The organism is Bacillus sp. AM 13(2015) (assembly GCF_001518755.1).
GTDB classification, from domain to species: Bacteria; Bacillota; Bacilli; order Bacillales; family Bacillaceae; genus Bacillus; species Bacillus safensis.
This window is the reverse complement of the sequence record NZ_LKCP01000022.1, coordinates 33,121-58,649: the sequence shown is the minus strand read 5'-3', so window position 1 is coordinate 58,649 and position 25,529 is coordinate 33,121. Positions and strand designations below refer to the sequence as shown.

Genomic DNA, 25,529 nt, shown 5'->3' with positions numbered 1-25,529 from the left:
ATTGAGTATAACACATAATAGAGGAGTGACCTGTTCATGAAGGTAAAAGCAGCGATCAATGGGTTTGGCAGAATTGGACGCATGGTCTTCAGAAAAGCAATGCTTGATGATCAAATTCAAATTGTAGCGGTGAACGCAAGCTATCCTGCCGAAACGCTAGCACATTTAATTAAATATGACACAAATCATGGACGTTACGAATGTGATGTGACAGCAGAAGATGACGCCTTGATTGTAAATGGCAAAAGAGTGCTTTTGCTTAATAATAGAGACCCAAAGCAGCTTCCATGGGGAGAGCTTGGGATTGATATCGTCATTGAAGCAACAGGTAAATTTAATTCAAAAGATCAAGCGATGGGCCATATAGATGCCGGAGCGAAAAAAGTCGTTCTAACAGCTCCAGGTAAAAATGAAGACATTACGATTGTGATGGGTGTCAATGAGGATGATCTTGATCCTGAAAAGCACGTCATTATTTCAAACGCATCTTGTACAACAAACTGTTTAGCACCAGTTGTGAAACTGTTAGATGATGAATTTGGCATCGACAACGGGTTAATGACAACGGTTCATGCTTATACAAATGATCAAAAAAATATCGATAACCCGCATAAGGATCTGCGCCGGGCAAGAGCATGTGCTCAGTCCATTATTCCAACTACGACAGGTGCCGCTAAAGCGCTTTCTTTAGTGCTTCCGCACATGAAAGGGAAATTGCATGGGCTTGCACTCCGCGTGCCAGTTTCCAATGTGTCGATGGTTGACCTTGTTGTAGACTTAAAAAAAGATGTCACAGCAGAAGAAGTCAATGCAGCCTTCTCGAATGCATCTAAAACATCTCTTGCTGGTATTTTAGATTACACAGATGAGCCGCTTGTCTCTACGGACTTTAACACGAACCCTTACTCAGCAGTCGTTGATGGATTGACAACGATGGTAATGGAAGGGAGAAAAGTAAAAGTTCTTGCATGGTATGACAATGAATGGGGTTATTCATGCCGAGTGGTTGACCTTGTGAAATTTGTCGGCGCACAGATGAAAGAGCTTTCTGCTGTTTGAAATGAAGAAGACGATCGTCCCTTTTCAAGAAATGAGAGAAAATCCCACTAAAAACACAGCTTGCAAAATGGGTCTAAACAAAGTATACTATTTTTCGTGAACTTCTTGTTCGCAGACTCATTCGGGTATACTTAAAGGGTTAGGACCTCTTAGGACTAACTTTCCCCCGTGGTATATGTCCGGTCCGGCTGCTTAGAACTTCACTCTTTCATTCTTGTTTAAAGGGGGGTCCATGATGGAAACAATCGGACGTCACGTTATCTCCGAGCTATGGGGATGCGACTGTGATAAACTGAACGACATGGATTTTATTGAAAAAACGTTTGTAAATGCAGCTTTGAAATCAGGAGCTGAGGTAAGAGAGGTTGCTTTTCACAAATTTGCACCTCAAGGAGTAAGTGGAGTTGTCATTATTTCTGAATCTCATCTGACAATTCACAGCTTTCCTGAACATGGTTATGCGAGCATAGATGTTTATACTTGCGGCGACCTAGATCCGAATATTGCAGCAGATCATATCGGAGATGAATTAGGTGCTGAAACAAGAGAAAACATCGAAATTCCTCGAGGCATGGGACCTGTACAAGTAAAACAGGCACAAGCCAAAGCACTGTAAACATAAAAAAGATTGCAATGGGAGCTGGCCAAAAGCATTAAATGCCTTTGTGTTATGCTCCTTTTTATATTTATTTGAGAAAAAATCCAACATTCCCCAGCTTGTCTATACTTTTGTTCTAGGAAAACAAAGGTTTTTTTATAAAATAAAGAAAGAGGCATTATGGCAAAGGGGATACGTGTATGATTTTAAGACAAAATTTTAAACGGTTCATGTCAAACCATACAGAAACATCTGACGAGCATCCAGTGTCAGAACTGAAAAGCCATTACTACAAATCGACGAATGCACAAGTTTTTCAAGCGGTGGAAGCCATTCTTTCCCGAAACGATTCCTATCAAGTGACATCTGTTTCAGCAGAACGAGGTGAAATCAGTGCAAACATACGATTGCCGAAAAAAGCCTTTCTCGTGGCGACTGTCATTTCAATTCGTCCTTTTGAAACAGCTGTCGATTTTAATGTGACAACAGAAACGGCCCTGCCAACAGATTTCGGCTATAGTCAGAAGACCGTTCTGTCCCTTTATGATGAACTAGACAAACAACTTCCAAGAATAGATCGGAGCTGATGATATGAAATGTCCCACATGTCAGCACCTTGGCACAAGGGTGCTTGATTCAAGACCAGTAGATGAAGGGAAATCCATCCGTCGTAGAAGAGAGTGCGAAAGCTGCCAATATCGCTTTACGACGTTTGAGAAATTAGAAGAATTACCGCTGATTGTGGTGAAAAAAGAAGGAATTCGAGAAGAATTCAGCCGCGAAAAAATGCTGAGAGGACTTATCAAAGCGTGTGAAAAGCGTCCTGTCGCTTTAAAGCAGCTGGAGGATGTCTGCTTTAATATCGAAAAAGAACTGCGCAATCAAGGCATGTCAGAAGTGAAAAGCGAGCTTGTAGGTGAAATGGTGATGGACGAGCTGGCGAAAATTGATGAAGTGTCTTACGTTAGGTTTGCCTCGGTTTACCGGCAGTTTAAAGACATCAATGTCTTTATTGATGAATTAAAAGATCTATTAAAGAAAGAACGCTAAAAAGAGCTGGAGATTCTTCATGCTCTTTTTCCTGCGTAAAGCGTAAAACGCAAAAAGAGTGTACAATGGAAACAATCGCAATTCATGGGGAGGATCAGCATATGACAGAGCATTGGAAGGAAGTGCTAGCCGTCGATCCGTATGTCGTCAAAAGCGCTTCATTGCTCGGTGACATCGATAGACAGCTCATCACTCTTTTATATCAGCCGCTTATTGGCATGTCCGCTTTCAGCTTATACATGACGCTGTGGGGAGAGCTGGAACAAAATCGTATGTGGGGAAAACCTGCACCTCACCGGCAGCTCATGGTCATGCTGCAGACGAATTTAAATGATATTTTTGAGGAACGTTTAAAGCTTGAAGCGATCGGCTTACTCCGCACATATGAACAGGAAACGGAAGAAGGCAGACTGTTTACATATGAGCTTGTACCGCCGCTAAGACCGGATGAGTTTTTCCAAGATGGTATGCTGAATGTCCTGCTGTACCATCGTGTAGAAAAAGCAAAATATATGCAGCTGCGTGATTATTTCTCTTATCCAGGTGTTCCTGCAGAAGCAAAGAACATTTCACGGTCGTTTGAAGAAGTCTTTCACGTATTGCAGCCAGGCGAACGCAAGATGACAGAAGAAATTCATCAGGCGTCATCGCTTGATCAAGGCTATGAATATGCGACCGTTGGATCGAGTCAGCCGGCACCACTCTCAGACGAATCCTTTGATTTCGATCTATTATTAGCCGGTATGTCTGACATGATGATTCCGAGAAAGGCTTTGACAAAGCAGGTGAAAGAAACAATTAAGAAGTTAGCTGTTGTATACGGCATCACCCCGCTTCAAATGCAAAATATTGTAGCAGGTGCATGCGGTTCGGATCAAATGATCTCAACAGAAGAGCTGAGAAAATCAGCAAGAGACTGGTACCAAATTGAATACAGAGGCGAACAACCAAAGCTGATTGATCAAAAACAGCCAAGACACTTGCGACAAGAGGCTTCAAAGACGCCGGCAGCGGATACTCCAGATGCAAAATTGATTGAAAAGCTGGATCATATTTCGCCTAGAGAGCTGCTAAAAGACATGGCAGATGGTATTGAGCCAACATATGCCGACTTAAGAATTGTCGAAGATATCATGCTCGAGCAGCAGCTAGAGCCAGGTGTCATGAATGTTCTCATCTACTATACCTTACTCAAAACAGATATGAAGCTGTCGAAAACATATATGCAAAAAATCGCCGCTCATTGGGTGAGAAAGAAAATCAAAACTGTAGCAGCGGCCATGAAAATTGCTAAAGAAGAGAACAGACAAATGACAGAGTGGGCGCAGCAGAAAAAGCAGCGCAGCACATATGGTTCAGGAAAAGTCGTCAGGGAAGAGAAACTGCCTGACTGGATGAAAGAAACCGAAACGAAAGAACAGCCGGCAAAAGAGCAAACGGACAATCTGTCTACAGAAGACCTCGAACGAGAAAAAGAAAAACTGTTAGATCAGTTTAAAAATATGAAAAAGTACAATGCACATTAAGGTGAGGTGAGATGGGATGAAACCGATCGGTCGTTCATTTGAACAGCTAAAAGGACGAGTAGATTTTCGCGTGAGATACAATCAGATTAAAGAAAGTGTGTTATCTGATGAAGATGTGAAGGCCTTTTTACAGAAGCATCAAGAAGAAATACATGAAGACATGATCAATCGCAGCTTGAACCGGCTCTTTGAATATGTGCAGCAGTCGAAGGGTTGCTCTTACTGCTTAGATGACGAAAACGTCAATGCCATTTTAGATGGGTATCACCCGAAGCTTGTAATCAAAGGTCAGAGTATTGATATTGAATATTCCCCTTGTCCAGTCAAGCTGCGGCTCGATAGACAGAAAAAACAGCAAGAGCTGATGAAAAGCATGTATATTCCGCAAAATGTCCTTCAAGCGACGTTCGCTGATCTGAACGTTGTGGGAAGACAAGAGGTCATCCAAAAAGTAGGTCAATTCCTCCAAAGCTATGATGAGACTGGAAAAGGAAAAGGCTTGTATTTACACGGAAAATTTGGAGTAGGAAAAACGTATATTCTGGCAGCCATTGCGCAGCAGCTAGCGGAGAAAGAATACCCATCTCTCCTTGTTTACGTGCCTGAATTTGTGAGAGAGTTAAAAAATTCGTTAGCTGATCATACGCTAGAAGAAAAGCTGAATATGGTTAAATCCACCCCGATTTTAATGCTTGATGATATTGGAGCAGAATCGATGACAAGCTGGGTGCGGGATGAGTTGCTCGGTACGATCTTACAATACCGTATGGCAGAGCAGCTGCCGACGTTTTTCTCTTCTAATTTCTCACCAAATGAGCTGAAGCATCACTTTACGTACTCACAGCGCGGGGAAAAAGAAGAGGTCAAAGCCGCTCGTTTAATGGAACGGATTCTCTATTTAGCAGAGCCGGTCTTGCTCGAAGGAGAAAACCGCCGTCATTTATAAAAGCGTATGTCACCTGAAGGAGGAGCAAATGAAATGAACAAAAGAAAATGGCTGCTTTTTCTCGTGATTGGCATTGTTGCTGCTGCGCTGTGGTGGCTGAATAAACAGCATCTTCAGCTCGCGCCGAAAGATGTGAAGAATTGGGTGCTTCAATTTGGGATACTGGCTCCCTTTGTTTTTCTTTTCTTATCTCTTTTCCGCCCGTTTGTTCTCGTCCCGATTACAGTCTTTTCTTTGGCGGCAGGTTTGGCATTCGGCAGTGTCCTTGGGACGATCTATGCCCTCATTGGGGCTACAGCCGGGGCAACAGGCTCCTTCATGATTGCTTCAACCTTTCGTGCGAAAAAGAAGGAAACGGAATCAAACAGCCGGAAACTGAAAGCGGTGACGTCCCGCATTCAGGAGCATGGATTTCTTTATATTTTGTTATTGCGTATTGCACCGATTCATTTTGATTTTGTCAGCTATGCGGCAGCCGCTTCACGTGCAAATTATCGTGCATTTGTGGCAGCCACCTTTTTAGGCTTAATACCGGGTACAATTGCGTTAAATGTTCTCGGCTCAAGCTTTGTCAGCGGCAATTATGCCGCCTTAGTGGTTGTTTGTTTGATTTATTTGATCTTTATCTCCGTTCCACTCATTTTAAAAAGAAAGATGCCTGATTTATTTTAGGCGTCTATTTTTTATGTTTCCCCCATATATATGTAACAGATGTCGTTAGGGGGGACAAACATGCTTGAAATAATCTTTGAAGATGAATATGATACCGCCGCTTTTTTACATCTTGCTGAACACTTGGACAGTCGGCATCACATGTCAATTCAACAAGGGAAAGACCGGCTTCTCATAGAGGCGAAGGAATCAGAAGAAGCACTTGAGCACATTGTGCGGCCATTATTGGTTCACTTTTTTTTGGAATGCAAAGAAAATGAGCGCATGCGCAGCATCCTTGAAAACACTTATTTGTTTAAAGATCCCGAAGAGCAGCACCAAATTCTTTCCATCGCTCACAGTATCATGAACGGGGACTTAGATGATATTCCCGGCATTCAGCAAGACCCATCAAGAGAAGCCCTTTTAAAAAAGGAGCTTGAGGCAATTTCTTTACAGCAAGGTGTTTTTTCAATTGGTTCATTTATGACATTTAGACTGTCAGAATATGATCGAAGGCTGAAGAACTATGTTGAAGTGTCCATTGAAGAATACAAAATGGAGCAAGAGTATCAAAACTTCATTCAATCGCTTCGAGACTATGTGATGGCAAGAGAGCCTAGGCTCGAAAAAGTACATGTTGTGCATCAGGACCGCCTGGTGATTTGGGAATTTCGCTACGCTTCTGAGCGTGATCAAAAACAATACATAGACAGACAGTTTGTAAGAGAGCATCCAATGTATATTGATTCGCAGCTGATTGCACCGCTTGTCTCCATTGCACCGCAAAAAATTGACCTATTTACAAATGATACAGGTCACTCGATGGTGCAAACGATTCAAAATATTTTTCAAGAAAGGGTCGAGGTGTTCCCGTCTCATTCTTTCCAAGAGCACAATGTTCAATTTGTACATGACCATTTCGACAAGAAAAGTGAAAAGCTTTCTTGATTTTCACGAAAAAACGTTTTATAATACGGTGTAACTTCATACAGAGACCGTATTGATAAGGACATGAACAAATGAACACCCGCTTAAAGAGAGGGAAGCCGCGGCTGAAAGCTTCCTAGCAGAGGACCATTTGCTTTACCACCTTTGAACATCAGCTGTGAACTTTTTAGTAATGGCTGACGGGAATTCCCGTTATCGAACCGCAAGCCGTATTTGCTTATGAAAAGCAAGCTGCAAGTACGGGAAAAAGGGTGGAACCACGATTCCGTTTATTCAACCTCGTCCCTTTCCAGGGGGCGGGGTTTTTATATTGCCAAAAAAAGGAGTGACCAGAGATGTCAGAACAAATTCAACTTACATTTCCAGATGGAGCAGTCAAGGAGTTTGACAAAACAGCTACAACAGAAGACATCGCGGCATCAATTAGCCCGGGCCTAAAGAAAAAAGCACTTGCCGGTAAATTGAACGGTAAAGAAATAGATCTGCGTACGCCGCTATTAGAAAGTGGAACAATCGAGATCATCACAGATAAAAGTGAAGAAGCACTCGACATTATGCGCCACAGCACAGCCCATTTGCTAGCGCAGGCGATCAAACGCCTGTATGGAAAAGAACATCACGTTCAGTTTGGCGTAGGTCCTGTCATCGAAAATGGCTTCTACTATGATGTGGACATCGATGTAGCCATCACACCTGAAGACTTGCCAAAGATTGAAAAAGAAATGAAGAAAATCATTAACAGCAATCTGCCAATTGAGCGAATTGAAGTATCAAGAGAAGAAGCGAAAAAGCGCTTTGAAGCGATTGGTGATGAGTTGAAGCTTGAGCTGTTAGAGGCGATTCCAGAAGGTGAAGCTGTGACGATTTATGAGCAGGGTGAATTCTTTGACCTCTGCCGCGGGATTCACTTGCCGTCTACAGGGAAAATCAAAGAGTTTAAACTGTTAAGCCTTGCAGGTGCATACTGGAGAGGTGACAGTAACAACCAAATGCTTCAGCGTATTTACGGAACAGCTTTCTTCAGCAAAGAAGATTTAAATGAGCATTTACGTCTGCTTGAAGAAGCGAAAGAACGCGATCACCGTAAGCTTGGAAAAGAGCTGAAGCTGTTTGCAAATTCCCAAAAAGTTGGTCAAGGACTTCCGCTTTGGCTGCCAAAAGGCGCAACGATCCGCCGCGTCATCGAGCGTTACATTGTCGATAAAGAAGTGCGTCTTGGCTATGAGCATGTGTACACACCAGTTCTTGCGAATGTTGAGTTGTATAAAACATCAGGACACTGGGCGCATTATCAAGAAGACATGTTCCCCGTGATGGAAATGGACAACGAAGATCTTGTTCTTCGTCCGATGAACTGTCCGCACCATATGATGATTTACAAAAACGAGCCGCACAGCTATCGCGAATTGCCAATTCGTATTGCAGAGCTTGGTACAATGCACCGCTATGAAATGTCAGGTGCCTTATCCGGCCTTCAGCGTGTCCGCGGTATGACATTAAACGATGCACACATCTTTGTTCGTCCAGATCAAATCAAAGACGAGTTCATCCGTACAGTTCGCTTAATTGAAGAAGTGTATCAAGACTTTGGCTTGAATGACTACACATTCCGCTTATCTTACCGTGATCCAGAAGATACTGAGAAGTATTTCGATGACGATGCGATGTGGAATAAAGCACAATCGATGCTGAAGGATGCAATGGACGAGCTTGGCCACGATTATTATGAAGCAGAAGGCGAAGCAGCATTTTATGGTCCGAAGCTTGATGTACAAGTGAAGACAGCTCTTGGAAAAGAAGAGACATTATCCACTGTACAGCTTGATTTCTTACTTCCAGAACGCTTCGATCTCACATATATCGGAGAAGATGGAAAGCACCATCGTCCAGTCGTCATTCATAGAGGCGTTGTTTCTACAATGGAACGCTTCGTTGCCTTCTTAATTGAAGAATACAAAGGAGCGCTGCCAACATGGCTGGCACCTGTACAATTCCAAGTCATCCCGGTTTCACCGTCTGTTCATTTAGACTATGCGAAAAAAGTGCAAGAACGTTTACAGCTTGAAGGTCTTCGTGTAGAGCTTGACAGCCGTGATGAAAAGATCGGATACAAAATTAGAGAAGCGCAAATGCAAAAGATTCCGTACATGCTTGTTGTCGGAGATCAAGAAGCAGAAAATGGCGCTGTCAATGTTAGAAAATATGGGGAACAAGATTCAGAAACAATGGATCTTGAAGCCTTTGTGAAACATGCAGTAGCAGAAGCGAAAAAATAATGAAGCAGCCAGTGATTCTTTTTAGATCACTGGCTTTTTTCTTTTTGGAAAACTTTCTCCAATAGTGATCCAATTCCTAAAAAGAGACGTTTAGATAGTACAAAAGTAAGGGTAAGTATGTACTATTGGTTTGAGACAAATTGGGGGAATGAAATCGATGAAGCAAACAACAAACACTTTATCGTCACAAGTATTGGAGCAATCAGCCGTTCTCCGTGCATTAGAGCACTCGCTGGCAATGATTGAATTTAATGTGGCAGGTGAAGTTCTATGGGTGAACGATATTTTTGCAAAAGCCATGGGATATTCTAAAGAAGAGATGATCGGTCTTAAACATAGACAGTTTTGTCCTCCACATATTACAGAACACACAAGCTATCACATGTTTTGGAAGCGTTTGAGAGAAGGTCAAGTCTTTCAGGAAAAAGTGCAGCGGGTCACAAAAGACGGCAGCAGCTTATGGCTTGAAGCGACATATTCACCTGTTCGAGATGAAGAAGGAACTGTAGTGGGTGTTGTGAAAGTGGCGACAGATATTACAGAGAGAGAACTCTCGATGAAACAGGTTGTAGAAGACTTAAAGGAGATGTCTGCGAAATTAATGGAACGAGCAGAAGTTGGCATTCAGCATAGTCAAAGTGTCAATGCCTCCTTTAATCATATAGCAAACGAAACCGATCAAAATATGAGCTTGCTAAAAGGATTAACAGAGCAGGTAGAGTCCATCAGCTCCATTGCTGCAACCATTAACAGTATTTCTTCACAAACCCAGCTGCTCGCCTTAAATGCGGCAATAGAAGCGGCACATGCGGGTTCCTATGGAAATGGCTTTAGTGTAGTGGCAGCAGAAATTCGAAAGCTTGCGACAAATTCAAAAGAAGCGATCGTCAAGGTAGATCAATATGTGAAGGCGATCCATGCAGAAGTAGAGAAGGTCAGCAGCGGAACAAGCCGGGCAAAGACAACCGTGTTTACAAACCGGGATCTTGTAAAGCTGGCAAGCGAAGAATTCATCATTGTAGGAGAAGCAGCACGCGGCTTAGACCGGCAAGCGCAAAGTCTAGCAGCAATCATTTAGCTCTGTGAATAAAAAACACCCAATCTCGTCAGGAGAAGGGTGTTTTTTTGTTCTATTTTAATATATCAAACAATTCATGTAAGTCTTTGATTTCATAATCAGGCGTCACATCTGTTTCATTTTTCTTGCCATGGCGATTGATCCAAACGGTTTGGATGCCAACGCGAGATGCGCCGAGAATATCTGTTTTTGGATTATCCCCAACCATAATCACTTCGTCTTTTGTTAAGTTTAACAGCTGAAGGCAGTGCTCAAAGATACCTGGATCAGGCTTGCCTTTCCCATAATCCCCTGAAATCACAATCTCGTTAAAATAAGGAGCAAGCTCAGGAACACCCGCAAGTTTTTCCTTTTGAAGGCTAGGATCTCCGTTTGTTAAAAGGAGCAATTCGTAGCTGCCTTTCAGGCGGTTTAAAACAGGGTATGTTTCTTCATAGACATATGGGCGTTTTCTGCGCTCTGCTGCAAAGAAATCAGCCAAATATTGTCCAAATGCCTCATCGTCAATTCCAGCTGCCCTTAAGCCATTGGTCCAAGCGTTTTTGCGATATTCTGGTGCAATGGCGTTCAGCTTTTGGAAGCCTTCGCTAATCGGTTCACTAAAATTGGACCACAGTCCTTCGAAAGGATTAATGCCGATCATGACAGTATAATCATATGTTTCATAGGAAGAGTACAGCTTTCTTGCTTCTTCACGTACAATCTGTTCAAATGATTCTGGATCGAGTCCATATTTCTTTTCCGCTTCCCGGCAAGTTTCCTGAAAAGTTGTGTGAATGCTTTTTTCGTCCCAAAGTAAAGTATCATCTAAATCGAAAAATACGGCTTTCATGATCTTCTCCCTTGTTATGTATGTGTTACCTTCAATTGCAAGTGACAGGCTCATGTTCATTTTACAATAGAAGAAGAGGCCAATAAAGAAAAGATTTGAGAGATCTTTGATCATTGACCGCACATGATAGAATAGAAAGACAGTAGATATGACATACATCATTTGAGGTGGCCGGTTTGCTTCATTTAATTATCATGATGATCGAGCGTGTAGGGATCATCGTTATTCTAGGATTTGTGCTTGCTCATGTGAAGGGCTTTCGCAATCTATTGCTACATAATCAAGGATTTCGGAAAAAGGCAATCCTTGTCTTCATTTTTGCTTCTTTTAGCATTATCAGCAATTACACAGGAATTGAAATTCAGCAGCAAATTGTCATGAATCATGAGTTTTCTTATCATCTCGGCTCGTCAAGCTCTATCGCCAATACGAGAATTATGGGGATCGAAATGGGCGGTTTGATCGGGGGGCCGTTTGTAGGGATTGGCGCAGGGCTTTTAGCTGGAATTCATCGCTATTCCCTTGGAGGAAGCACCGCGCTCAGCTGTGCGATTTCTTCCATTTTAGCCGGTGTCATTGCAGGTTATGTCGGCAGCAGGTTTAAGCGGAGGAATCGAATGGTGACACCTCGCCAAGCAGCCCTTTTTGGTGTGGCGATGGAATCATTACAGATGATCATTATCCTTCTGTTTGCAAGACCATTCGCCGATGCATGGGGGCTAGTCAGTATCATTGCCCTGCCGATGATTTTTGTGAATGGAATCGGCAGCTTTATCTTTTTATCTATTTTACAGTCAGTCATTCGGCAAGAAGAGCAGGCAAAGGCGATGCAGACGCATCGTGTATTTTTGATCGCCGATCAAACACTGCCTTTTTTCCGCCAAGGTTTAAATGAACAGTCTTGTAAAAGTGTGGCGGAGATCATTCATCGGTTGACTGAAACAGATGCGGTCTCCTTAACAGATACAGAAAAGATTTTAGCGCATGTCGGAGATGGAACAGATCATCATATTCCATCTAAAAGCCTGATTACGGGGCTGTCGAAACAAGTCTTGATGAGCGGCAAGATTATGAAGGCACATTCGAAGGGCGAAATCAATTGTTCCGTCGCCCATTGCCCTCTTGAAGCCGCAATCGTGCTGCCGCTCACTTCAAACGGTCAAACGATCGGGACGTTAAAAATGTATTTCAATTCTCCGGTCGGATTAAGCAGGGTGGAAGAGGAGCTTGCAGAAGGTTTGGCGATGCTTTTTTCCACACAGCTTGAGCTTGGAGAGGCGGAAACCCAAAGCCGCCTGCTAAAAGATGCAGAGATCAAAGCCCTTCAAGCACAAGTGAACCCGCACTTTTTATTTAACGCCATTAATACCATCTCTGTTTTGTGCAGAACCAATGTGGAGATGGCAAGGAAGCTGCTGTTGCAGCTAAGTATTTATTTTCGCTCAAATATGCAAGGTGCCCGCCAGCTGCTGATTCCGATGCATAAAGAGATTCAGCATGTGGAGGCATATTTGTCACTTGAACAAGCAAGATTTCCAAATAAGTACCATGTGACCTTTCAAATTGAAAAGGAGCTGGAGCAGGTGATGATTCCGCCCTTTGTGATTCAGGTGCTTGTTGAAAACGCTGTGAGACATGCTTTTCCTAAACATCAAACAAATTGTGAAGTCATCGTATCCGCTTTGATGAAAGATGGGCATGTTTATATGAAAGTAACAGATAATGGGCAGGGAATTGAAGATGATAAGATGGCTCAACTATTAAAAGCGCCTGTCGAATCACTAGAAGGAACAGGGACAGCCCTTTTTAATTTAGATCAGCGGTTAAGAGGGATTTTTGGCAGACAAGCTGCTTTATCGATTCATAGTGACCAAGGCACTGACATCTCATTTCGCATTCCAATGGATTATGTAAAAAAGGATGATTCTCGTTGATAAAGGTATTAATTGTAGATGATGAAGTGTTAGCAAGAGATGAATTAAAATACTTATTACGAAGAACGAAAGAGGAAGTTCAAATAGAGGAAGCAGAAAATATAGAATCTGCTTTTGATCGGATGGTCGATCAGAAGCCGGATCTGCTCTTTTTAGACATTGATTTATCTGGTGAGAATGGATTTGATATTGCCAAAAGGCTCAACCGGATGTCTGATCCGCCAGCGGTTGTATTTGCGACAGCCTTTGATCAATATGCGCTGAAGGCGTTTGAGGTAAGTGCGCTTGATTACTTAACAAAACCATTCGATGAAGAGCGTTTGCTCCAGACCATTCAAAAGTTTAAAAAATGGAAATCTGTTGAAACGCAAGAGCACCAGCTGTCAGATGAGAAAATACCCCATCAGCAAAAATTAGCGATCTCAGTTGATGACTCTATTGTGATCCTGCAAGTTGAAGAGATCATGTATGTAGGACTAAGCGAGGGGAAAAAGGTTGTGAAAACAAAGGATCACATGTATGAGGTCACAGAACCGCTGGTGGTCATTGAAAAGAAACTTCCTGAGGCTTATTTTATGAGGGTCCATCGCAGCTATATCGTGAATACCTCTCATATGAAAGAAGTACAGCCGTGGTTTAATTCGACGTACAATCTGCATATGACAGACGGGTCCATCATTCCTGTCAGCCGCACATATGCCAAAGAATTAAAGAAGTCACTCCTGCTAGAGTAGGAGGGCTTTTTTTGTTTGTATTTCAATACTCGTTTTTTGCATTTCAGTCATTGAATCTGGTGAGTTTTATTGTAAACGCTTTATTCGTTTATTTCATGCCGTATACTTATGGCAGTCGAAGAAAGAGGTGAAGGGGCATGAGTGCCACGAAAGTATATGGATTTCTATCTCAAGCATTTATTTTTGCAACCGTAATGTTCGTTTCTAATCTCATTTCAATGTATTTACCGATTCCGATGCCCGCATCCGTGATTGGTTTGGTTCTATTATTTGTTTTGTTAACAACGAAAATTGTCAAACTGGAGCAGGTGGAGCAATTAGGTACAACATTGACAGGACTCATTAGCTTTCTATTTGTTCCCTCTGGGATCTCAGTTATTCAATCACTAGGTGTCATGCAAGAAGTAGGTGTGCAAGTAGTCGGTGTCATTATCATTGCAACCATTATGCTACTTGCAGCGACAGGGCTGTTTTCACAGCTTCTCATGCAATTATCAGAAAGACCACAGAAACGTAAAGAGACAAAGGAGAGTAAATCTGCTCCTTCTCATTCAAATAAACCAGCTTCAAGTACGCATTAAAGGAGAGATGCAAAATGGGTACAAGTACAATGAGTCCTTATTTTGGCATTGTCGTCTCATTAGTCGCTTTTGGAATAGGGACATTCTTATTTAAAAAATCAAAAGGTTTCTTCTTGTTTACCCCGCTGTTTGTGGCGATGGTACTGGGCATTTTATTTTTGAAAGTTGGTGGTTTTTCCTACGCAGATTATAATGAGGGCGGCAAGATTATCAAATTTTTCTTAGAGCCTGCCACGATTGCTTTCGCTATCCCGCTTTATAAGCAAAGAGCCTTGCTTAAAAAATATTGGTGGCAAATTTTATCCGCTATTTTTGTAGGTTCACTTTGTTCCATTACGATCGTATATCTCGTAGCAAAAGGAATTCATTTAGATGCGGCTGTGATGAAAAGCATGCTTCCACAAGCAGCGACAACAGCGATTGCTCTCCCGATTGCAAAAGATATTGGCGGAATTGCAGATATCACAGCCTTTGCGGTCATATTTAATGCCGTCATTGTCTATGCACTAGGTGCCTTCTTCTTAAAATTGTTCCGCATTAAAAACCCAGTGGCAAAAGGTCTTGCACTTGGTACATCAGGACATGCACTTGGAGTTTCTGTTGGAATTGAGATGGGAGAAGTAGAAGCAGCTATGGCAAGTATCGCCGTTGTGGTCGTAGGTGTTGTGACCGTTATCGTCATCCCAATCTTTATGCAATTGATTCTTTGATGGCGGCATTGTGTGAAAAAGTCTTGCCCAATTCGTTTCATCATGTTACACTGAAAAAGTTGTTTCAAGAGTTCGGTTACTTGACGGACAAATGAAAATTGTGTAGAATAGTTAACGAATTGAATAGATATCACAAGCAGAAGCACCCGCTTCTCACCTGATTGACACATGTTTGTAGTTGACAGGTTGACCGTACATTTATTTTTTCATGCAAATGTTCGCAGTGTGGGTGTTTTATATGCCCACACTTTTTGTTTGCCTGTAAAACATACAACGAAATGGTCAAAATGAATTGTGAACTCAATTCAAAATCTCATGGAGGTGGCTCACTATTAGCAAAGATCAATTAGTTAATGAAGGTATTCGTGCGCGTGAAGTTCGTTTGATCGGACAAAATGGCGATCAGCTTGGGATTAAAACCCGCCAGGAAGCTCTGGAAATTGCTGCTAAAGCTAATCTTGACCTTGTGTTAGTTGCTGCAAATGCAAAACCACCTGTTTGCCGAATCATGGACTATGGTAAGTTCCGATTCGAACAGCAGAAGAAGGAAAAAGAGGCACGTAAGAATCAAAAAATCATTAGCTTAAAAGAAGTTCGGTTGAGCCCGACAATCGATGAACATGATTTTAACACGAAGCTCCGTAATGCAATCAAATTCCTTGAAAAGGGAGATAAAGTGAAAGCTTCTATCCGCTTTAAAGGCCGTGCGATTACGCATAAAGAAATCGGACAGCGCGTGTTAGACCGTTTCTCTGAAGCTTGCGCTGAAGTAGCAACAGTAGAAACAAAACCTAAGATGGACGGACGCAGCATGTTCCTCATGCTTGCACCAAAAGTCGAAAAGTAAAGTAACAGAGGGAGGAAACATCCAATGCCAAAAATGAAAACTCACCGCGGATCTGCTAAACGTTTCAAAAAAACAGGTTCTGGTAAACTTAAACGTTCTCATGCGTACACAAGTCACTTGTTCGCTAACAAATCTACAAAGCAAAAACGTAAATTGCGTAAGAGCGCAATCGTAAGTGCTGGAGATTTCAAACGTATCAAACAACAACTTGCAAACATCAAGTAATTTGGAATAGGAATCATAGGAGGGAATTACAATGCCAAGAGTAAAAGGCGGAACTGTGTCGCGTCAGCGTCGTAAAAAGGTTCTTAAATTAGCAAAAGGTTATTTCGGTTCAAAACATAGATTATACAAAGTAGCAAACCAACAGGTGATGAAATCTGGAAACTACGCTTTCCGTGACCGTCGTCAGAAAAAACGTGACTTCCGTAAACTATGGATCACTCGTATCAACGCTGCAGCTCGTATGAACGGTCTTTCTTACAGCCGTTTAATGCATGGCTTAAAGCTTTCTGGTATCGAAGTAAACCGCAAAATGCTTGCTGACCTTGCTGTGAATGACCTAAATGCATTCAATCAGCTTGCTGATGCTGCAAAAGCACAACTAGACAAGTAAGTTTTATAAAAGATCATTCCTTCGAGGGGTGATCTTTTTTTCTCATCATGTGAGGTGAAATGAATGAATATGGCTTTGATCCTGCTGCTTATTTTAGTGAATGGCTACGGCTTTTTTCTCATGGGTGAGGACAAACGCCGGGCCAAAGCACATAAATGGAGAATTTCAGAGGCGCATTTATGGAGTGCTGCGGTGCTTTTTGGCGCCGCTGGATCGTATCTGGGAATGCAGTATTTCCGGCATAAAACAAAGCATCCTGCCTTTCAAATCGGCATGCCTGTATTAATGATTTTGCAGTTGATCCTATTGGGATATATCCAAGTTACTTGAAAAAGGAGCAGACGCCATCAGGACGGCGTGTCTGCTCCTTTTTTTTGTTTGATTTTTTTAATGGGCTGATCCCAATCAATTTTGGTTTGAGGATAACGCTCGATAATGTTTTCCTCTAGTTTTTCAAAGTCTTCTAATGTAAATTCACTCAGCTTCTCAGGTGACTCCGTCCAAACGTAAATGGAGTGGACAAACAGAGGATGATCCTTAGAAGGAACATGCTTCTCCCCTTCAAACAAGACACCTTTATAGACGAAATTAAAGTTTTTGCGCGCGTTTTGCTGTTCGTCCATAAAATAAAAGCCTTCTTTTAATTGTGCTTGTTTCAGCTTTCTTCTCGGATTTGAGAAGAATTTTACCGCCATGTAGAAGATGTAGACAAGCAGTGCAACAAGAGCTAGTCTCATGAGGATTACAAACATGACAGGATGCACCTCCAATACCGTTATCTGATGTACTACGAATGAAAACGCCAAAAGGTTTCAACTTTTTTTAAAAAATATTTCGTAAAACGAAAAAATATTCATAAAAAGATCGTATTGAACGAAAGAGGTTTTGTATAATAAGAATGCACCATGAAGATAAAGGAGGATAAATGGAATGACAAAGCTAGATCAAACATTAACTATGCTGAAAGACCTAACGGATGCAAAAGGGATCCCAGGAAATGAACGTGATGTCAAAAAAGTCATGCAGACATACATAGAATCATATGCAGATGAAGTCTCTACAGACCGCCTTGGCAGCTTGATCGCTAAGAAGGAAGGAAACGCAAACGGGCCTAAAATTATGCTCGCAGGTCACTTAGATGAAGTAGGGTTCATGGTGACAAAAATTGATGACAAAGGCTACATTCGTTTTCAAACAGTCGGCGGCTGGTGGTCACAGGTCATGCTGGCCCAGCGTGTCACCATTGTAACGAAAAAGGGAGAGATTACAGGGGTCATTGGTTCTAAACCACCACACGTCTTGTCACCTGAAGCTCGCAAAAAGTCAATTGAGATTACGGATATGTTTATTGATATTGGGGCGTCAAGCAAAGAACAGGCAATGGAGTGGGGTGTGCTGCCTGGAGATCAAATCGTTCCTTACTTTGAGTTTACAGTCATGAATGATGAAAAAATGCTCCTTGCAAAAGCATGGGACAACCGCATTGGATGTGCCGTGGCCATTGATGTCATGAAAAACTTACACAACGCTCAGCATGAGAATATTGCTTACAGCGTCGCAACTGTCCAAGAGGAAGTAGGCCTGCGCGGAGCTAAAACAGCAGCGGCTACAATTCAGCCTGATATTGGATTTGCCATTGATGTAGGTGTGGCAGGAGATACACCAGGCATCACTGAGAAAGAAGCAACAAGCAAACTTGGCAAAGGCCCAACGATTGTTGTATTTGATGCTTCAATGGTCTCTCATAAAGGACTTCGTGATTTTGTTGTCCAAACAGCGGATGAGCTGAACATTCCTTATCAATATGACTCAATGCCTGGCGGCGGGACAGATGCTGGCGGTATTCATTTAACGGGTCATGGTGTTCCATCACTATCTATCGGAATTCCGAGCAGATATATTCATACCCATGCTGCAATGATTCACCGAGATGATTATGAAAATGCAGTGAAGCTTTTAACAGAAGTGATCAAAAGACTTGATCAAAAAACCGTCGAACAAATTACGTACGGTTCATAAGTAAGGAAGCCTTTCCTCAGTACAGGGGAAAGGCTTTTTTTATTGAATTTCCCAGGAAATGAACGATGTTTTTTCGAGATGCGCCAAAAGAACTGTTTTTGGTAAAAGAAGAGAACGTTTCCTAGTGAATAAGGCACATGTGATCAAGCGTTTATTTTTGTAAGATGAAAGCAATAAAAAGGACAGAGCCATAGAATGCCCTGCCAAAAGAGAGTTTATGGAAGTAGGTGAAGCTACCTTAAGAATAAACATATTATTCTTATTTGTCAACTTGGTTTTAAAAAAAGAAAAATCAATCAATTTATGTTATATTTGTAACAAATTGTTTATACAAAGGGGATGGTTAAATGAATGCGGTTACAATTGTAATAGGATCTATGTGTATTTTAGCGATTGCCTATCGTCTTTATGGCACATTTATGATGGTCAAGGTATTAAAGGTGACAGATGATCATCCTACACCGGCTCACCTACTAGAGGACGGGAAAGATTATGTGCCGACAAATAAATGGGTCACATTTGGGCATCACTTTGCTGCGATTGCAGCTGCTGGTCCGTTAGTGGGTCCGATTTTAGCCGCTCAATTTGGGTATTTACCTGGTCTCCTTTGGCTTTTAATTGGTGCAGTCATAGGCGGAGCTGTACATGATCTAGTCGTCTTATTTGCGTCGATGCGTAAAAAGGGGAAATCATTATCAGAGGTAGCGAAGGAAGAGCTGGGGCCTGTTGCAGGGTTTTGTACAGGGCTTGCGATGCTGTTTATTATTACAATCACAATGGCAGGTTTGTCTATGGTTGTGCTTCATGCTTTAGAACGAAACCCTTGGGGGACATTTGCAGTTGGAATCACGATTCCGATTGCGATGGGAGTTGGTCTGTATTATAAAAAAACAGGCAATTTAAAGCTGGCGACATCTGCGGGATTTATTTTGCTGATGTTTGGTGTATTCCTTGGTCCAAATATTCAAGGAACGGCACTAGGTGATTTTTTAACACTTGATACAAAAACGCTTGCTCTTGCCCTGCCGATCTATGCCTTTTTTGCTGCGGCTCTGCCAGTTTGGCTGCTGCTTGCACCGAGGGACTATTTAAGTAGTTTTATGAAAATTGGTGTATTCATTGCGCTGATTGCCGGCATCTTTGTGGTGAATCCGTCCATTCAATTCCCGGCGTTTACAGAGTTTGTGAACGGAGGAGGACCTGTATTAGCTGGTCCTGTCTGGCCATTTATTTCGATTACCATTGCTTGCGGTGCCATTTCTGGTTTCCACGCATTTGTTGGTTCAGGGACAACACCTAAGATGCTGGACCGCTGGAGTGATATGAAGCCTGTTGCGTTTGGTGCAATGCTGGTCGAATGCTTAGTTGGGATTATGGCTTTAATTGCGGCTACGGCCCTGCATCCAGGAGATTATTTTGCGATAAACAGTACGCCAGAAGTGTTCCGGACACTCGGTATGAGCGTTGAAAACCTTCCGCAGCTGAGTAAGGAAATCGGCCTTGATTTAGAAGGAAGAACGGGTGGTGCCGTAACATTAGCGGTAGGGATGGCGTATATCTTTACGGGAATTCCGTTCTTTAGTCATTTGGCTTCTTACTTCTTCCAGTTTGTCATTATGTTTGAGGCTGTTTTTATTTTAACGGCTATTGATGCGGGGACACGTGTGGCACGCTATTTGATTCAAGACTTCTTAGGTGAAGCATATAAACCGCTTAAACGAACTGACTGGGTACCAGGTTCGGTGTTTGCAAGTGCTCTTGCTTGTTTTATGTGGGGATACTTACTTTACTCAGGTGACATCGGGTCTATTTGGGCGCTGTTTGGGGTTTCAAACCAGTTAATGGCTTCGGTTGGGTTGATCATCGGGGCAACGGTTGTATTAAAAATTGCAGATAAAAGACGTTATATGCTGACTTGTTTAATTCCGCTTGCTTACTTATATGTGACGGTAAATTATGCAGGCTATTGGATGGTAGCGAATGTATATCTCAATCCTGAAGCATCCGGCTATAGTGTGCTGAATGCGGTGCTTTCGATCATCATGCTGATCTTAGGGTTTGTGATTATTGTGTTTGCGATTAAAAAATGGGTTGAAATCTGGCGTGATCCAGCGCTTCGAATGGAAACGCCTATCACTGGCTAAATGAAAAAGGCCGGCTTGCTTTTATAAGCAAACCGGCTTCTTTTATTGCTGCTGCTGAGGCTTTAAGCCTTGCTCTAGTGTTTCAAGGATCTCATTTTTTTCGTTTTCTGATGCTTCTTGCCATAGCACCTCAAACAACACGCCAAGACCTGGCAGCATTTTTTCCTCGCCGCTTTGAATAGCATCTAAAATCGTATGTTCAAGCTGTTCTTGATTATGGCCAGTAATGTTTTGAATGACTGCGCCTCTTAAATTAAAATCCATTGCCCACACTCCTTTTTTGATGGTAATAGCCCTATTCTGTCTCAAAGACAGGTTTATTATGTAGTGTGCATGAGATATAATAAATTCATGATAATTAAAGGAGTTAACGTCGCTTGAAATATATAGAATCAGCTAAAAACACAAACATTAAACAGTGGAAAAAGCTCCATACGAAAAAAGAAAGAACGAAAACGGGGCTGTTTCTCGTTGAGGGAATACACTTAGTCGAAGAAGCATTAAAGAGCGGGATTGTGAAGGAATTAATGGTCACTTCGCCCGATAGGCTTCCTCCTCATATCCAGCCTGACATTGAGCTTTATGAACTGAGCGAAGAGGCCTTTTCTGCCATGACAGAAACAGAAACGCCTCAGCACATTGCCGCTGTCTGTACAGTTCCTGTTTTTGAAGAAAAGAAGGTTGAACGGCTTCTTTTATTAGACGCAGTGCAGGATCCGGGGAATTTAGGCACACTCATTCGAACAGCAGATGCCGCTGGTCTTGATGCTGTGATCTTAGGAGAAGGAACAGTTGATGCGTTTAACGGAAAAACGCTCCGTTCCGCACAAGGGTCTCATTTCCACCTGCCTATCTTAAAGCAATCCCTTCAACAGGCAATCATGAAACTGAAAGAACGAGGCTTACCTGTATACGGCAGTGCCTTAAAAGATGCGAAAGAGTATAAAAGCGTAACGGCAGAAGGCCCATTTGCATTAATTGTTGGAAATGAAGGAGCTGGTATTGATCCAGAGATTCTGCAAATGACAGACCAAAATTTATATGTACCAATGTATGGGCAGGCAGAATCATTAAATGTAGCTGTTGCAGCAGCTGTTCTTGTCTATCATTTGCGCGGATAATGTTGCAACATGCGTTCATTTTCACTATAATAAAACTAATATTTTAAAAACCATGATAGAGGAAGATTGTTTCAAGAAGCGGCCTTATAGGGAGAATGCATCGTAGACTGAAAGTGCATTTAAGGAATGCTGAAACAGGAATTCACCTCTGGAGTTGTCACCGGGACCGCAGGCGTTGCTTTGCGTAAAGGTGAACCGGATTCGTTTGATTCCGTTATGTCAATGAAGCTTATTCGCACATGCATTTGTGCTTAACAAGGGTGGTACCGCGACCACAACTCGTCCCTTCTTTTATGGAGGGACGGGTTTTTTTATTGTCTTCAAACGATCAAACAGCCGTTTATCCGAGCGGTTTTGTATATCAAAAGGAGGATTACACTCATGCAAGAAACGTTAAAACAGCTTGAAACAGAGGCGATAGCGAAGGTTGAAGCAGCTAGCTCGCTCAAAGAGGTCAATGACATTCGGGTTCAATATTTAGGGAAAAAAGGACCGATTACAGAAGTACTTCGCGGAATGGGCAAGCTCTCCGCGGAAGAAAGACCAAAAATGGGTGCACTCGCAAACGAAGTAAGAGAGCAGATTGCTGGTGCCATTGCTGAAAAAAATGAACAGCTGGAAGCAGAAGAAGTAAAGAAAAAACTTGCTTCTCAAACGATCGATGTTACTTTGCCGGCAAGTCCAATCAAAATAGGGGCAAGACATCCATTAACGATAGTTGTCGAAGACATTGAAGATTTATTTATCGGAATGGGCTATACCGTTGAAGAAGGTCCTGAAGTGGAAACGGATTACTATAACTTTGAAGCATTGAATCTTCCAAAGGAGCATCCAGCACGTGATATGCAGGACAGCTTCTATATTACGGAAGATACACTGATGAGAACACAAACATCACCAGTGCAAGCACGTACACTTGAGAAATATAAAGGACAAGGTCCTGTGAAGATCATCTGTCCTGGGAAAGTATATAGACGTGACAGTGATGACGCGACTCATTCACATCAATTTATGCAAATTGAAGGGCTTGTCGTCGATCACAATATTAGCATGAGTGATCTAAAAGGAACGCTGGAGACAGTCGCAAGAAAAATGTTTGGAGAAGATCGTGAAATTAGACTGCGTCCAAGCTTTTTCCCATTCACAGAACCGTCTGTTGAAGTCGATGTGTCTTGCTTTAAATGCGGCGGGAAGGGCTGCTCTGTATGTAAAGGAACAGGCTGGATCGAGATTTTAGGTGCAGGAATGGTTCATCCGAATGTCCTGAAAATGAGCGGATTTGATCCAGAAACTTACCAAGGCTTTGCTTTTGGAATGGGTGTGGAACGGATTGCGATGCTGAAATACGGCATTGATGATATTCGTCATTTCTACACAAATGACATTAGATTCACAAAGCAATTCAAGCAGGACTAAGAGGAGGAAATCAACATGTTTGTTTCATATAAATGGTTAGAAGACTATGTCGATTTAGAAGGCATCAAGCCGGATGAATTAGCAGAAAAAATCACAAGAAGCGGAATTGAAGTGGAAGCCGTTGAATATAAAGGTGAAGGCATCAAAGGGGTTGTCGTTGGACACGTCATTGAACGTGAACAGCATCCGAATGCAGATAAATTAAACAAATGTCTTGTTGATATCGGCGAAGACGCACCGGTGCAAATTATTTGCGGGGCTCCGAATGTGGAGAAAGGACAGCATGTGGCCGTCGCAACAGTTGGTGCAGTCCTTCCTGGCAACTTTAAAATTAAAAAAGCAAAACTGCGCGGTGAAGAGTCTCTTGGCATGATTTGTTCTCTGCAAGAATTAGGCGTAGAGAGCAAGCTCGTACCAAAAGAATATGCAGAAGGCATCTTTGTCTTCCCGAATGACGTGAAACCAGGGGATGATGCTCTTCAAGCACTTCAATTAGATGATGCAGTACTTGAGTTTGGCTTAACACCAAACCGTGCGGATGCCCTGAATATGCTAGGTGTCGCTTATGAGGTTGCGGCCATTTTAGGAAGAGACATCAATCTTCCTGAAACAGCACATGACACTTCTTCTGAAAAAGCAGCAGACTATATTTCTGTAAAAATTGAGGATCAAGAAGCGAATCCACTTTATGCAGCAAAGATCATTAAAAATGTAAAGGTTGGACCAGCACCGCTTTGGATGCAAACAAGATTGATGAATGCAGGCATTCGTCCAATTAACAACGTCGTGGATATTACAAATTTTGTACTGCTTGAATACGGCCAGCCGCTTCATGCCTTTGATTATGACCGCTTTGGTTCAAAACAGGTGGTCGTTCGTAAAGCAACTGATAGCGAAATCATTCAAACACTCGATGAACAAGAGCGTACATTGTCATCAAAGCATCTTGTCATTACAAATGGAACGAAAGCGCACGCGGTAGCAGGCGTCATGGGCGGCTTTGAATCAGAGGTGCGTGATGAGACGACGACGATTCTTTTAGAAGCGGCATATTTCAACGGTCAAACAGTCCGTCAAGCATCTAGAGACTTAGGACTTCGCAGTGAATCAAGCACACGATTTGAAAAAGGACTCGATCCGCAGCGTACGAAGTCGGCAGCAGAAAGAGCAGCTCAATTGATCAGCATGTATGCAGGCGGCGAAGTGCTAAGCGGTACAGTTGAGGAAAATCACCTTGAAGCAAGTATGAATGTCATCCACGTATCAACTGAGCGTGTGAACAAGGTGCTTGGAATGAGCATTTCAAAAGAAGATATGGTTCAGATTTTCAACAAACTAGGCTTCACGGTGGGCGAATCAAATGATGTTCTTGTCGTAACAGTTCCTTCCCGCAGAATGGATATTACGATTGAAGAAGACCTCATTGAAGAAGTTGCAAGATTATACGGCTACGATAATATTCCATCTACACTGCCTGCAACAGCTGGCACGGTTGGCGGTCTCACGCCATACCAAGTGAAGCGCAGAAAGGTAAGACGTTTCTTAGAGGGCGCAGGACTTTCTCAAGCGATTACGTATTCATTGACGAATCAGCATAAGTCCACAGCTTTTGCCCTGCATCCAGCTTATGAAACGAGGCTTTCTCTGCCAATGAGTGAGGAACGCAGTGTGCTGAGACAAAGTCTTTTGCCAAACTTACTTGATTCTGTAGCATATAACTTGGCAAGACAAGCCGATTCATTTGGATTTTATGAAACGGGATCTGTTTTCTTAGCAGAAGCTGAAGGAGCAAAACCAGTGGAAAAAGAACATGTCGCTGGTGCGCTGACAGGCTTATGGCATAAAAATCTTTGGCAGGGCGAGAAAAAAGCCGTCGATTTTTATGTAGCGAAAGGAATTGCTGAAGGATTGTTCGAAAAGCTTGGTGTGTCAGACCAAATCACATATGTTCAAGCAGAGCGTGAGGGTCTTCACCCAGGTCGAACAGCAGATGTTCACTTAAATGGTAAAGTCATTGGCTTTGTTGCCGCACTGCATCCAGTTGTTGAAAAAGAATTGGATTTAAAAGAAACGTATGTGTTCGAGTTTGATTTAACAGATGTGATGACATCTGAAACGAAGGATATGAAATATACAGCGATTCCGAGATTCCCTGCTGTGACAAGAGATATCGCACTTGTTGTCGATCAGCATATCTCAAGCGGACAGCTGGAGCGAGTCATCTATGAAGCAGGTGGTCATCTACTCACAGACCTCTCTGTATTTGATGTGTACGAAGGGGAACATATGGAAGAAGGCAAAAAATCTGTTGCATTCTCTCTTCAATATTTAAACCCTGAACAAACGTTGACTGAGGAAGAAGTCACAGCTGTTCATACAAAAGTATTGAAAGCACTAGAAGATACGTATCAAGCCGTCTTACGCGGTTAAAGAAAAAAGC

The 25,529-nt window shown here is 42.4% G+C and carries 26 protein-coding genes and 2 other annotated features; of the genes, 23 read left to right on the top strand and 3 right to left on the bottom strand.

The window, feature by feature from the left end:
• The first annotated feature begins 36 nt into the window (after nt 1–36).
• From AOQ70_RS02605 to AOQ70_RS02560, 10 genes are all read left to right on the top strand, one after another.
• Nucleotides 37–1,059 (top strand): glyceraldehyde-3-phosphate dehydrogenase, encoded by a 1,023-nt coding sequence (locus tag AOQ70_RS02605; protein WP_024425707.1) that lies wholly within the window; start codon nt 37–39, stop codon nt 1,057–1,059.
• 235 nt (nt 1,060–1,294) lie between these two features.
• Nucleotides 1,295–1,675 carry an adenosylmethionine decarboxylase gene (speD, locus tag AOQ70_RS02600; RefSeq protein WP_003216492.1) on the top strand — a complete coding sequence of 127 codons (381 nt, stop codon included), beginning with the start codon at nt 1,295–1,297 and terminating at the stop codon, nt 1,673–1,675.
• A gap of 182 nt (nt 1,676–1,857) precedes the next feature.
• Complete coding sequence (locus tag AOQ70_RS02595; RefSeq protein ID WP_047202651.1) at nt 1,858–2,244, top strand: hypothetical protein; 387 nt, start codon at nt 1,858–1,860, stop codon at nt 2,242–2,244.
• A gap of 4 nt (nt 2,245–2,248) precedes the next feature.
• Nucleotides 2,249–2,707, top strand: coding sequence for a transcriptional regulator NrdR (gene nrdR / locus AOQ70_RS02590; protein WP_003216720.1), 459 nt, complete (start codon nt 2,249–2,251; stop codon nt 2,705–2,707).
• A 101-nt stretch (nt 2,708–2,808) separates the two neighbouring features.
• Nucleotides 2,809–4,233, top strand: a complete 1,425-nt coding sequence (locus AOQ70_RS02585) for a replication initiation and membrane attachment family protein (protein WP_059374805.1) — start codon at nt 2,809–2,811, stop codon at nt 4,231–4,233.
• Between the two features lie 16 nt (nt 4,234–4,249).
• Nucleotides 4,250–5,179 carry a primosomal protein DnaI gene (gene dnaI, locus AOQ70_RS02580; protein ID WP_024425710.1) on the top strand — a complete coding sequence of 310 codons (930 nt, stop codon included), beginning with the start codon at nt 4,250–4,252 and terminating at the stop codon, nt 5,177–5,179.
• Between the two features lie 33 nt (nt 5,180–5,212).
• A complete protein-coding gene (locus AOQ70_RS02575) occupies nt 5,213–5,851 on the top strand; it encodes a TVP38/TMEM64 family protein (RefSeq protein WP_059374803.1) in 639 nt (212 codons plus the stop codon).
• 60 nt (nt 5,852–5,911) lie between these two features.
• Entirely contained in the window at nt 5,912–6,781 is an 870-nt protein-coding gene (ytxC, locus tag AOQ70_RS02570; protein ID WP_059374768.1) for a putative sporulation protein YtxC, read from the top strand.
• A 43-nt stretch (nt 6,782–6,824) separates the two neighbouring features.
• Nucleotides 6,825–7,071 (top strand) — a binding site (T-box leader).
• A gap of 45 nt (nt 7,072–7,116) precedes the next feature.
• Nucleotides 7,117–9,057 (top strand): threonine--tRNA ligase, encoded by a 1,941-nt coding sequence (thrS, locus tag AOQ70_RS02565; RefSeq protein ID WP_024425713.1) that lies wholly within the window; start codon nt 7,117–7,119, stop codon nt 9,055–9,057.
• A gap of 157 nt (nt 9,058–9,214) precedes the next feature.
• Entirely contained in the window at nt 9,215–10,135 is a 921-nt protein-coding gene (locus AOQ70_RS02560) for a methyl-accepting chemotaxis protein (protein WP_059374766.1), read from the top strand.
• Nucleotides 10,136–10,187: 52 nt separating this feature from the next.
• Here the strand turns inward: AOQ70_RS02560 and AOQ70_RS02555 are convergent, their stop codons facing one another.
• Nucleotides 10,188–10,967 (bottom strand): HAD family hydrolase, encoded by a 780-nt coding sequence (locus AOQ70_RS02555; protein ID WP_041086561.1) that lies wholly within the window; start codon nt 10,965–10,967, stop codon nt 10,188–10,190.
• Nucleotides 10,968–11,143: 176 nt separating this feature from the next.
• On the opposite strand from AOQ70_RS02555, the gene AOQ70_RS02550 reads away from it, so the two are divergent.
• The 8 genes from AOQ70_RS02550 (at nt 11,144) to AOQ70_RS02515 (ending at nt 16,719) form a co-directional block, all read left to right on the top strand.
• On the top strand, nt 11,144–12,901 hold the full coding sequence (locus AOQ70_RS02550; RefSeq protein ID WP_059374764.1) for a sensor histidine kinase: 1,758 nt from the start codon (nt 11,144–11,146) through the stop codon (nt 12,899–12,901).
• Nucleotides 12,898–13,635 (top strand): LytR/AlgR family response regulator transcription factor, encoded by a 738-nt coding sequence (locus AOQ70_RS02545; RefSeq protein WP_059374762.1) that lies wholly within the window; start codon nt 12,898–12,900, stop codon nt 13,633–13,635. Before AOQ70_RS02550 ends, AOQ70_RS02545 begins: the two co-directional genes overlap by 4 nt.
• Before the next feature lie 137 nt (nt 13,636–13,772).
• Entirely contained in the window at nt 13,773–14,216 is a 444-nt protein-coding gene (gene lrgA / locus AOQ70_RS02540) for an antiholin-like murein hydrolase modulator LrgA (RefSeq protein WP_059374760.1), read from the top strand.
• A gap of 14 nt (nt 14,217–14,230) precedes the next feature.
• A complete protein-coding gene (lrgB, locus tag AOQ70_RS02535) occupies nt 14,231–14,926 on the top strand; it encodes an antiholin-like protein LrgB (protein ID WP_024425719.1) in 696 nt (231 codons plus the stop codon).
• A gap of 128 nt (nt 14,927–15,054) precedes the next feature.
• Nucleotides 15,055–15,186 (top strand) — a sequence feature (ribosomal protein L20 leader region).
• Nucleotides 15,187–15,257: 71 nt separating this feature from the next.
• Nucleotides 15,258–15,773 carry a translation initiation factor IF-3 gene (gene infC / locus AOQ70_RS02530; protein WP_024425720.1) on the top strand — a complete coding sequence of 172 codons (516 nt, stop codon included), beginning with the start codon at nt 15,258–15,260 and terminating at the stop codon, nt 15,771–15,773.
• Nucleotides 15,774–15,797: 24 nt separating this feature from the next.
• Complete coding sequence (gene rpmI / locus AOQ70_RS02525; protein WP_003216324.1) at nt 15,798–15,998, top strand: 50S ribosomal protein L35; 201 nt, start codon at nt 15,798–15,800, stop codon at nt 15,996–15,998.
• A gap of 31 nt (nt 15,999–16,029) precedes the next feature.
• Nucleotides 16,030–16,389, top strand: coding sequence for a 50S ribosomal protein L20 (gene rplT, locus AOQ70_RS02520; RefSeq protein WP_007501659.1), 360 nt, complete (start codon nt 16,030–16,032; stop codon nt 16,387–16,389).
• Nucleotides 16,390–16,452: 63 nt separating this feature from the next.
• Nucleotides 16,453–16,719, top strand: a complete 267-nt coding sequence (locus tag AOQ70_RS02515) for a DUF1294 domain-containing protein (RefSeq protein ID WP_039180532.1) — start codon at nt 16,453–16,455, stop codon at nt 16,717–16,719.
• Nucleotides 16,720–16,736: 17 nt separating this feature from the next.
• On the opposite strand, the gene AOQ70_RS02510 is transcribed toward AOQ70_RS02515, so the two are convergent.
• Entirely contained in the window at nt 16,737–17,141 is a 405-nt protein-coding gene (locus tag AOQ70_RS02510; RefSeq protein WP_024426127.1) for a hypothetical protein, read from the bottom strand.
• Nucleotides 17,142–17,319: 178 nt separating this feature from the next.
• Between AOQ70_RS02510 and AOQ70_RS02505 the strand changes: the two genes are divergently transcribed.
• Both AOQ70_RS02505 and cstA read left to right on the top strand, forming a co-directional pair.
• Complete coding sequence (locus AOQ70_RS02505) at nt 17,320–18,408, top strand: M42 family metallopeptidase (RefSeq protein WP_024425723.1); 1,089 nt, start codon at nt 17,320–17,322, stop codon at nt 18,406–18,408.
• A gap of 347 nt (nt 18,409–18,755) precedes the next feature.
• Nucleotides 18,756–20,552, top strand: a complete 1,797-nt coding sequence (gene cstA, locus AOQ70_RS02500; protein WP_039180524.1) for a carbon starvation protein CstA — start codon at nt 18,756–18,758, stop codon at nt 20,550–20,552.
• A 42-nt stretch (nt 20,553–20,594) separates the two neighbouring features.
• On the opposite strand, the gene sspI is transcribed toward cstA, so the two are convergent.
• The gene (gene sspI / locus AOQ70_RS02495; RefSeq protein WP_024425725.1) at nt 20,595–20,816 is read right to left on the bottom strand and encodes a small acid-soluble spore protein SspI; all 222 of its coding nucleotides are present in this window, start codon (nt 20,814–20,816) and stop codon (nt 20,595–20,597) included.
• Nucleotides 20,817–20,929: 113 nt separating this feature from the next.
• Between sspI and AOQ70_RS02490 the strand changes: the two genes are divergently transcribed.
• The 3 genes from AOQ70_RS02490 (at nt 20,930) to pheT (ending at nt 25,519) form a co-directional block, all read left to right on the top strand.
• On the top strand, nt 20,930–21,673 hold the full coding sequence (locus AOQ70_RS02490) for a TrmH family RNA methyltransferase (protein ID WP_058838299.1): 744 nt from the start codon (nt 20,930–20,932) through the stop codon (nt 21,671–21,673).
• A 381-nt stretch (nt 21,674–22,054) separates the two neighbouring features.
• On the top strand, nt 22,055–23,089 hold the full coding sequence (gene pheS / locus AOQ70_RS02485) for a phenylalanine--tRNA ligase subunit alpha (protein WP_047202641.1): 1,035 nt from the start codon (nt 22,055–22,057) through the stop codon (nt 23,087–23,089).
• Nucleotides 23,090–23,104: 15 nt separating this feature from the next.
• Complete coding sequence (pheT, locus tag AOQ70_RS02480) at nt 23,105–25,519, top strand: phenylalanine--tRNA ligase subunit beta (RefSeq protein ID WP_059374758.1); 2,415 nt, start codon at nt 23,105–23,107, stop codon at nt 25,517–25,519.
• The last annotated feature ends 10 nt before the right edge of the window (nt 25,520–25,529 follow it).

What these genes read in the sequence shown, in the direction of transcription:
- rpmI (WP_003216324.1), top strand. Translation starts at nt 15,798, where the DNA reads ATGCCAAAAATGAAAACTCACCGCGGATCTGCTAAACGTTTCAAAAAA.
- nrdR (WP_003216720.1), top strand. Translation starts at nt 2,249, where the DNA reads ATGAAATGTCCCACATGTCAGCACCTTGGCACAAGGGTGCTTGATTCA.
- thrS (WP_024425713.1), top strand. Translation starts at nt 7,117, where the DNA reads ATGTCAGAACAAATTCAACTTACATTTCCAGATGGAGCAGTCAAGGAG.
- lrgA (WP_059374760.1), top strand. Translation starts at nt 13,773, where the DNA reads ATGAGTGCCACGAAAGTATATGGATTTCTATCTCAAGCATTTATTTTT.
- speD (WP_003216492.1), top strand. Translation starts at nt 1,295, where the DNA reads ATGGAAACAATCGGACGTCACGTTATCTCCGAGCTATGGGGATGCGAC.
- AOQ70_RS02510 (WP_024426127.1), bottom strand. Translation starts at nt 17,141, where the DNA reads ATGTTTGTAATCCTCATGAGACTAGCTCTTGTTGCACTGCTTGTCTAC.
- AOQ70_RS02555 (WP_041086561.1), bottom strand. Translation starts at nt 10,967, where the DNA reads ATGAAAGCCGTATTTTTCGATTTAGATGATACTTTACTTTGGGACGAA.
- AOQ70_RS02595 (WP_047202651.1), top strand. Translation starts at nt 1,858, where the DNA reads ATGATTTTAAGACAAAATTTTAAACGGTTCATGTCAAACCATACAGAA.
- rplT (WP_007501659.1), top strand. Translation starts at nt 16,030, where the DNA reads ATGCCAAGAGTAAAAGGCGGAACTGTGTCGCGTCAGCGTCGTAAAAAG.
- pheS (WP_047202641.1), top strand. Translation starts at nt 22,055, where the DNA reads ATGCAAGAAACGTTAAAACAGCTTGAAACAGAGGCGATAGCGAAGGTT.
- sspI (WP_024425725.1), bottom strand. Translation starts at nt 20,816, where the DNA reads ATGGATTTTAATTTAAGAGGCGCAGTCATTCAAAACATTACTGGCCAT.
- AOQ70_RS02515 (WP_039180532.1), top strand. Translation starts at nt 16,453, where the DNA reads ATGAATATGGCTTTGATCCTGCTGCTTATTTTAGTGAATGGCTACGGC.
- AOQ70_RS02505 (WP_024425723.1), top strand. Translation starts at nt 17,320, where the DNA reads ATGACAAAGCTAGATCAAACATTAACTATGCTGAAAGACCTAACGGAT.
- dnaI (WP_024425710.1), top strand. Translation starts at nt 4,250, where the DNA reads ATGAAACCGATCGGTCGTTCATTTGAACAGCTAAAAGGACGAGTAGAT.
- cstA (WP_039180524.1), top strand. Translation starts at nt 18,756, where the DNA reads ATGAATGCGGTTACAATTGTAATAGGATCTATGTGTATTTTAGCGATT.
- pheT (WP_059374758.1), top strand. Translation starts at nt 23,105, where the DNA reads ATGTTTGTTTCATATAAATGGTTAGAAGACTATGTCGATTTAGAAGGC.
- AOQ70_RS02585 (WP_059374805.1), top strand. Translation starts at nt 2,809, where the DNA reads ATGACAGAGCATTGGAAGGAAGTGCTAGCCGTCGATCCGTATGTCGTC.
- ytxC (WP_059374768.1), top strand. Translation starts at nt 5,912, where the DNA reads ATGCTTGAAATAATCTTTGAAGATGAATATGATACCGCCGCTTTTTTA.
- AOQ70_RS02575 (WP_059374803.1), top strand. Translation starts at nt 5,213, where the DNA reads ATGAACAAAAGAAAATGGCTGCTTTTTCTCGTGATTGGCATTGTTGCT.
- AOQ70_RS02560 (WP_059374766.1), top strand. Translation starts at nt 9,215, where the DNA reads ATGAAGCAAACAACAAACACTTTATCGTCACAAGTATTGGAGCAATCA.
- AOQ70_RS02605 (WP_024425707.1), top strand. Translation starts at nt 37, where the DNA reads ATGAAGGTAAAAGCAGCGATCAATGGGTTTGGCAGAATTGGACGCATG.
- lrgB (WP_024425719.1), top strand. Translation starts at nt 14,231, where the DNA reads ATGGGTACAAGTACAATGAGTCCTTATTTTGGCATTGTCGTCTCATTA.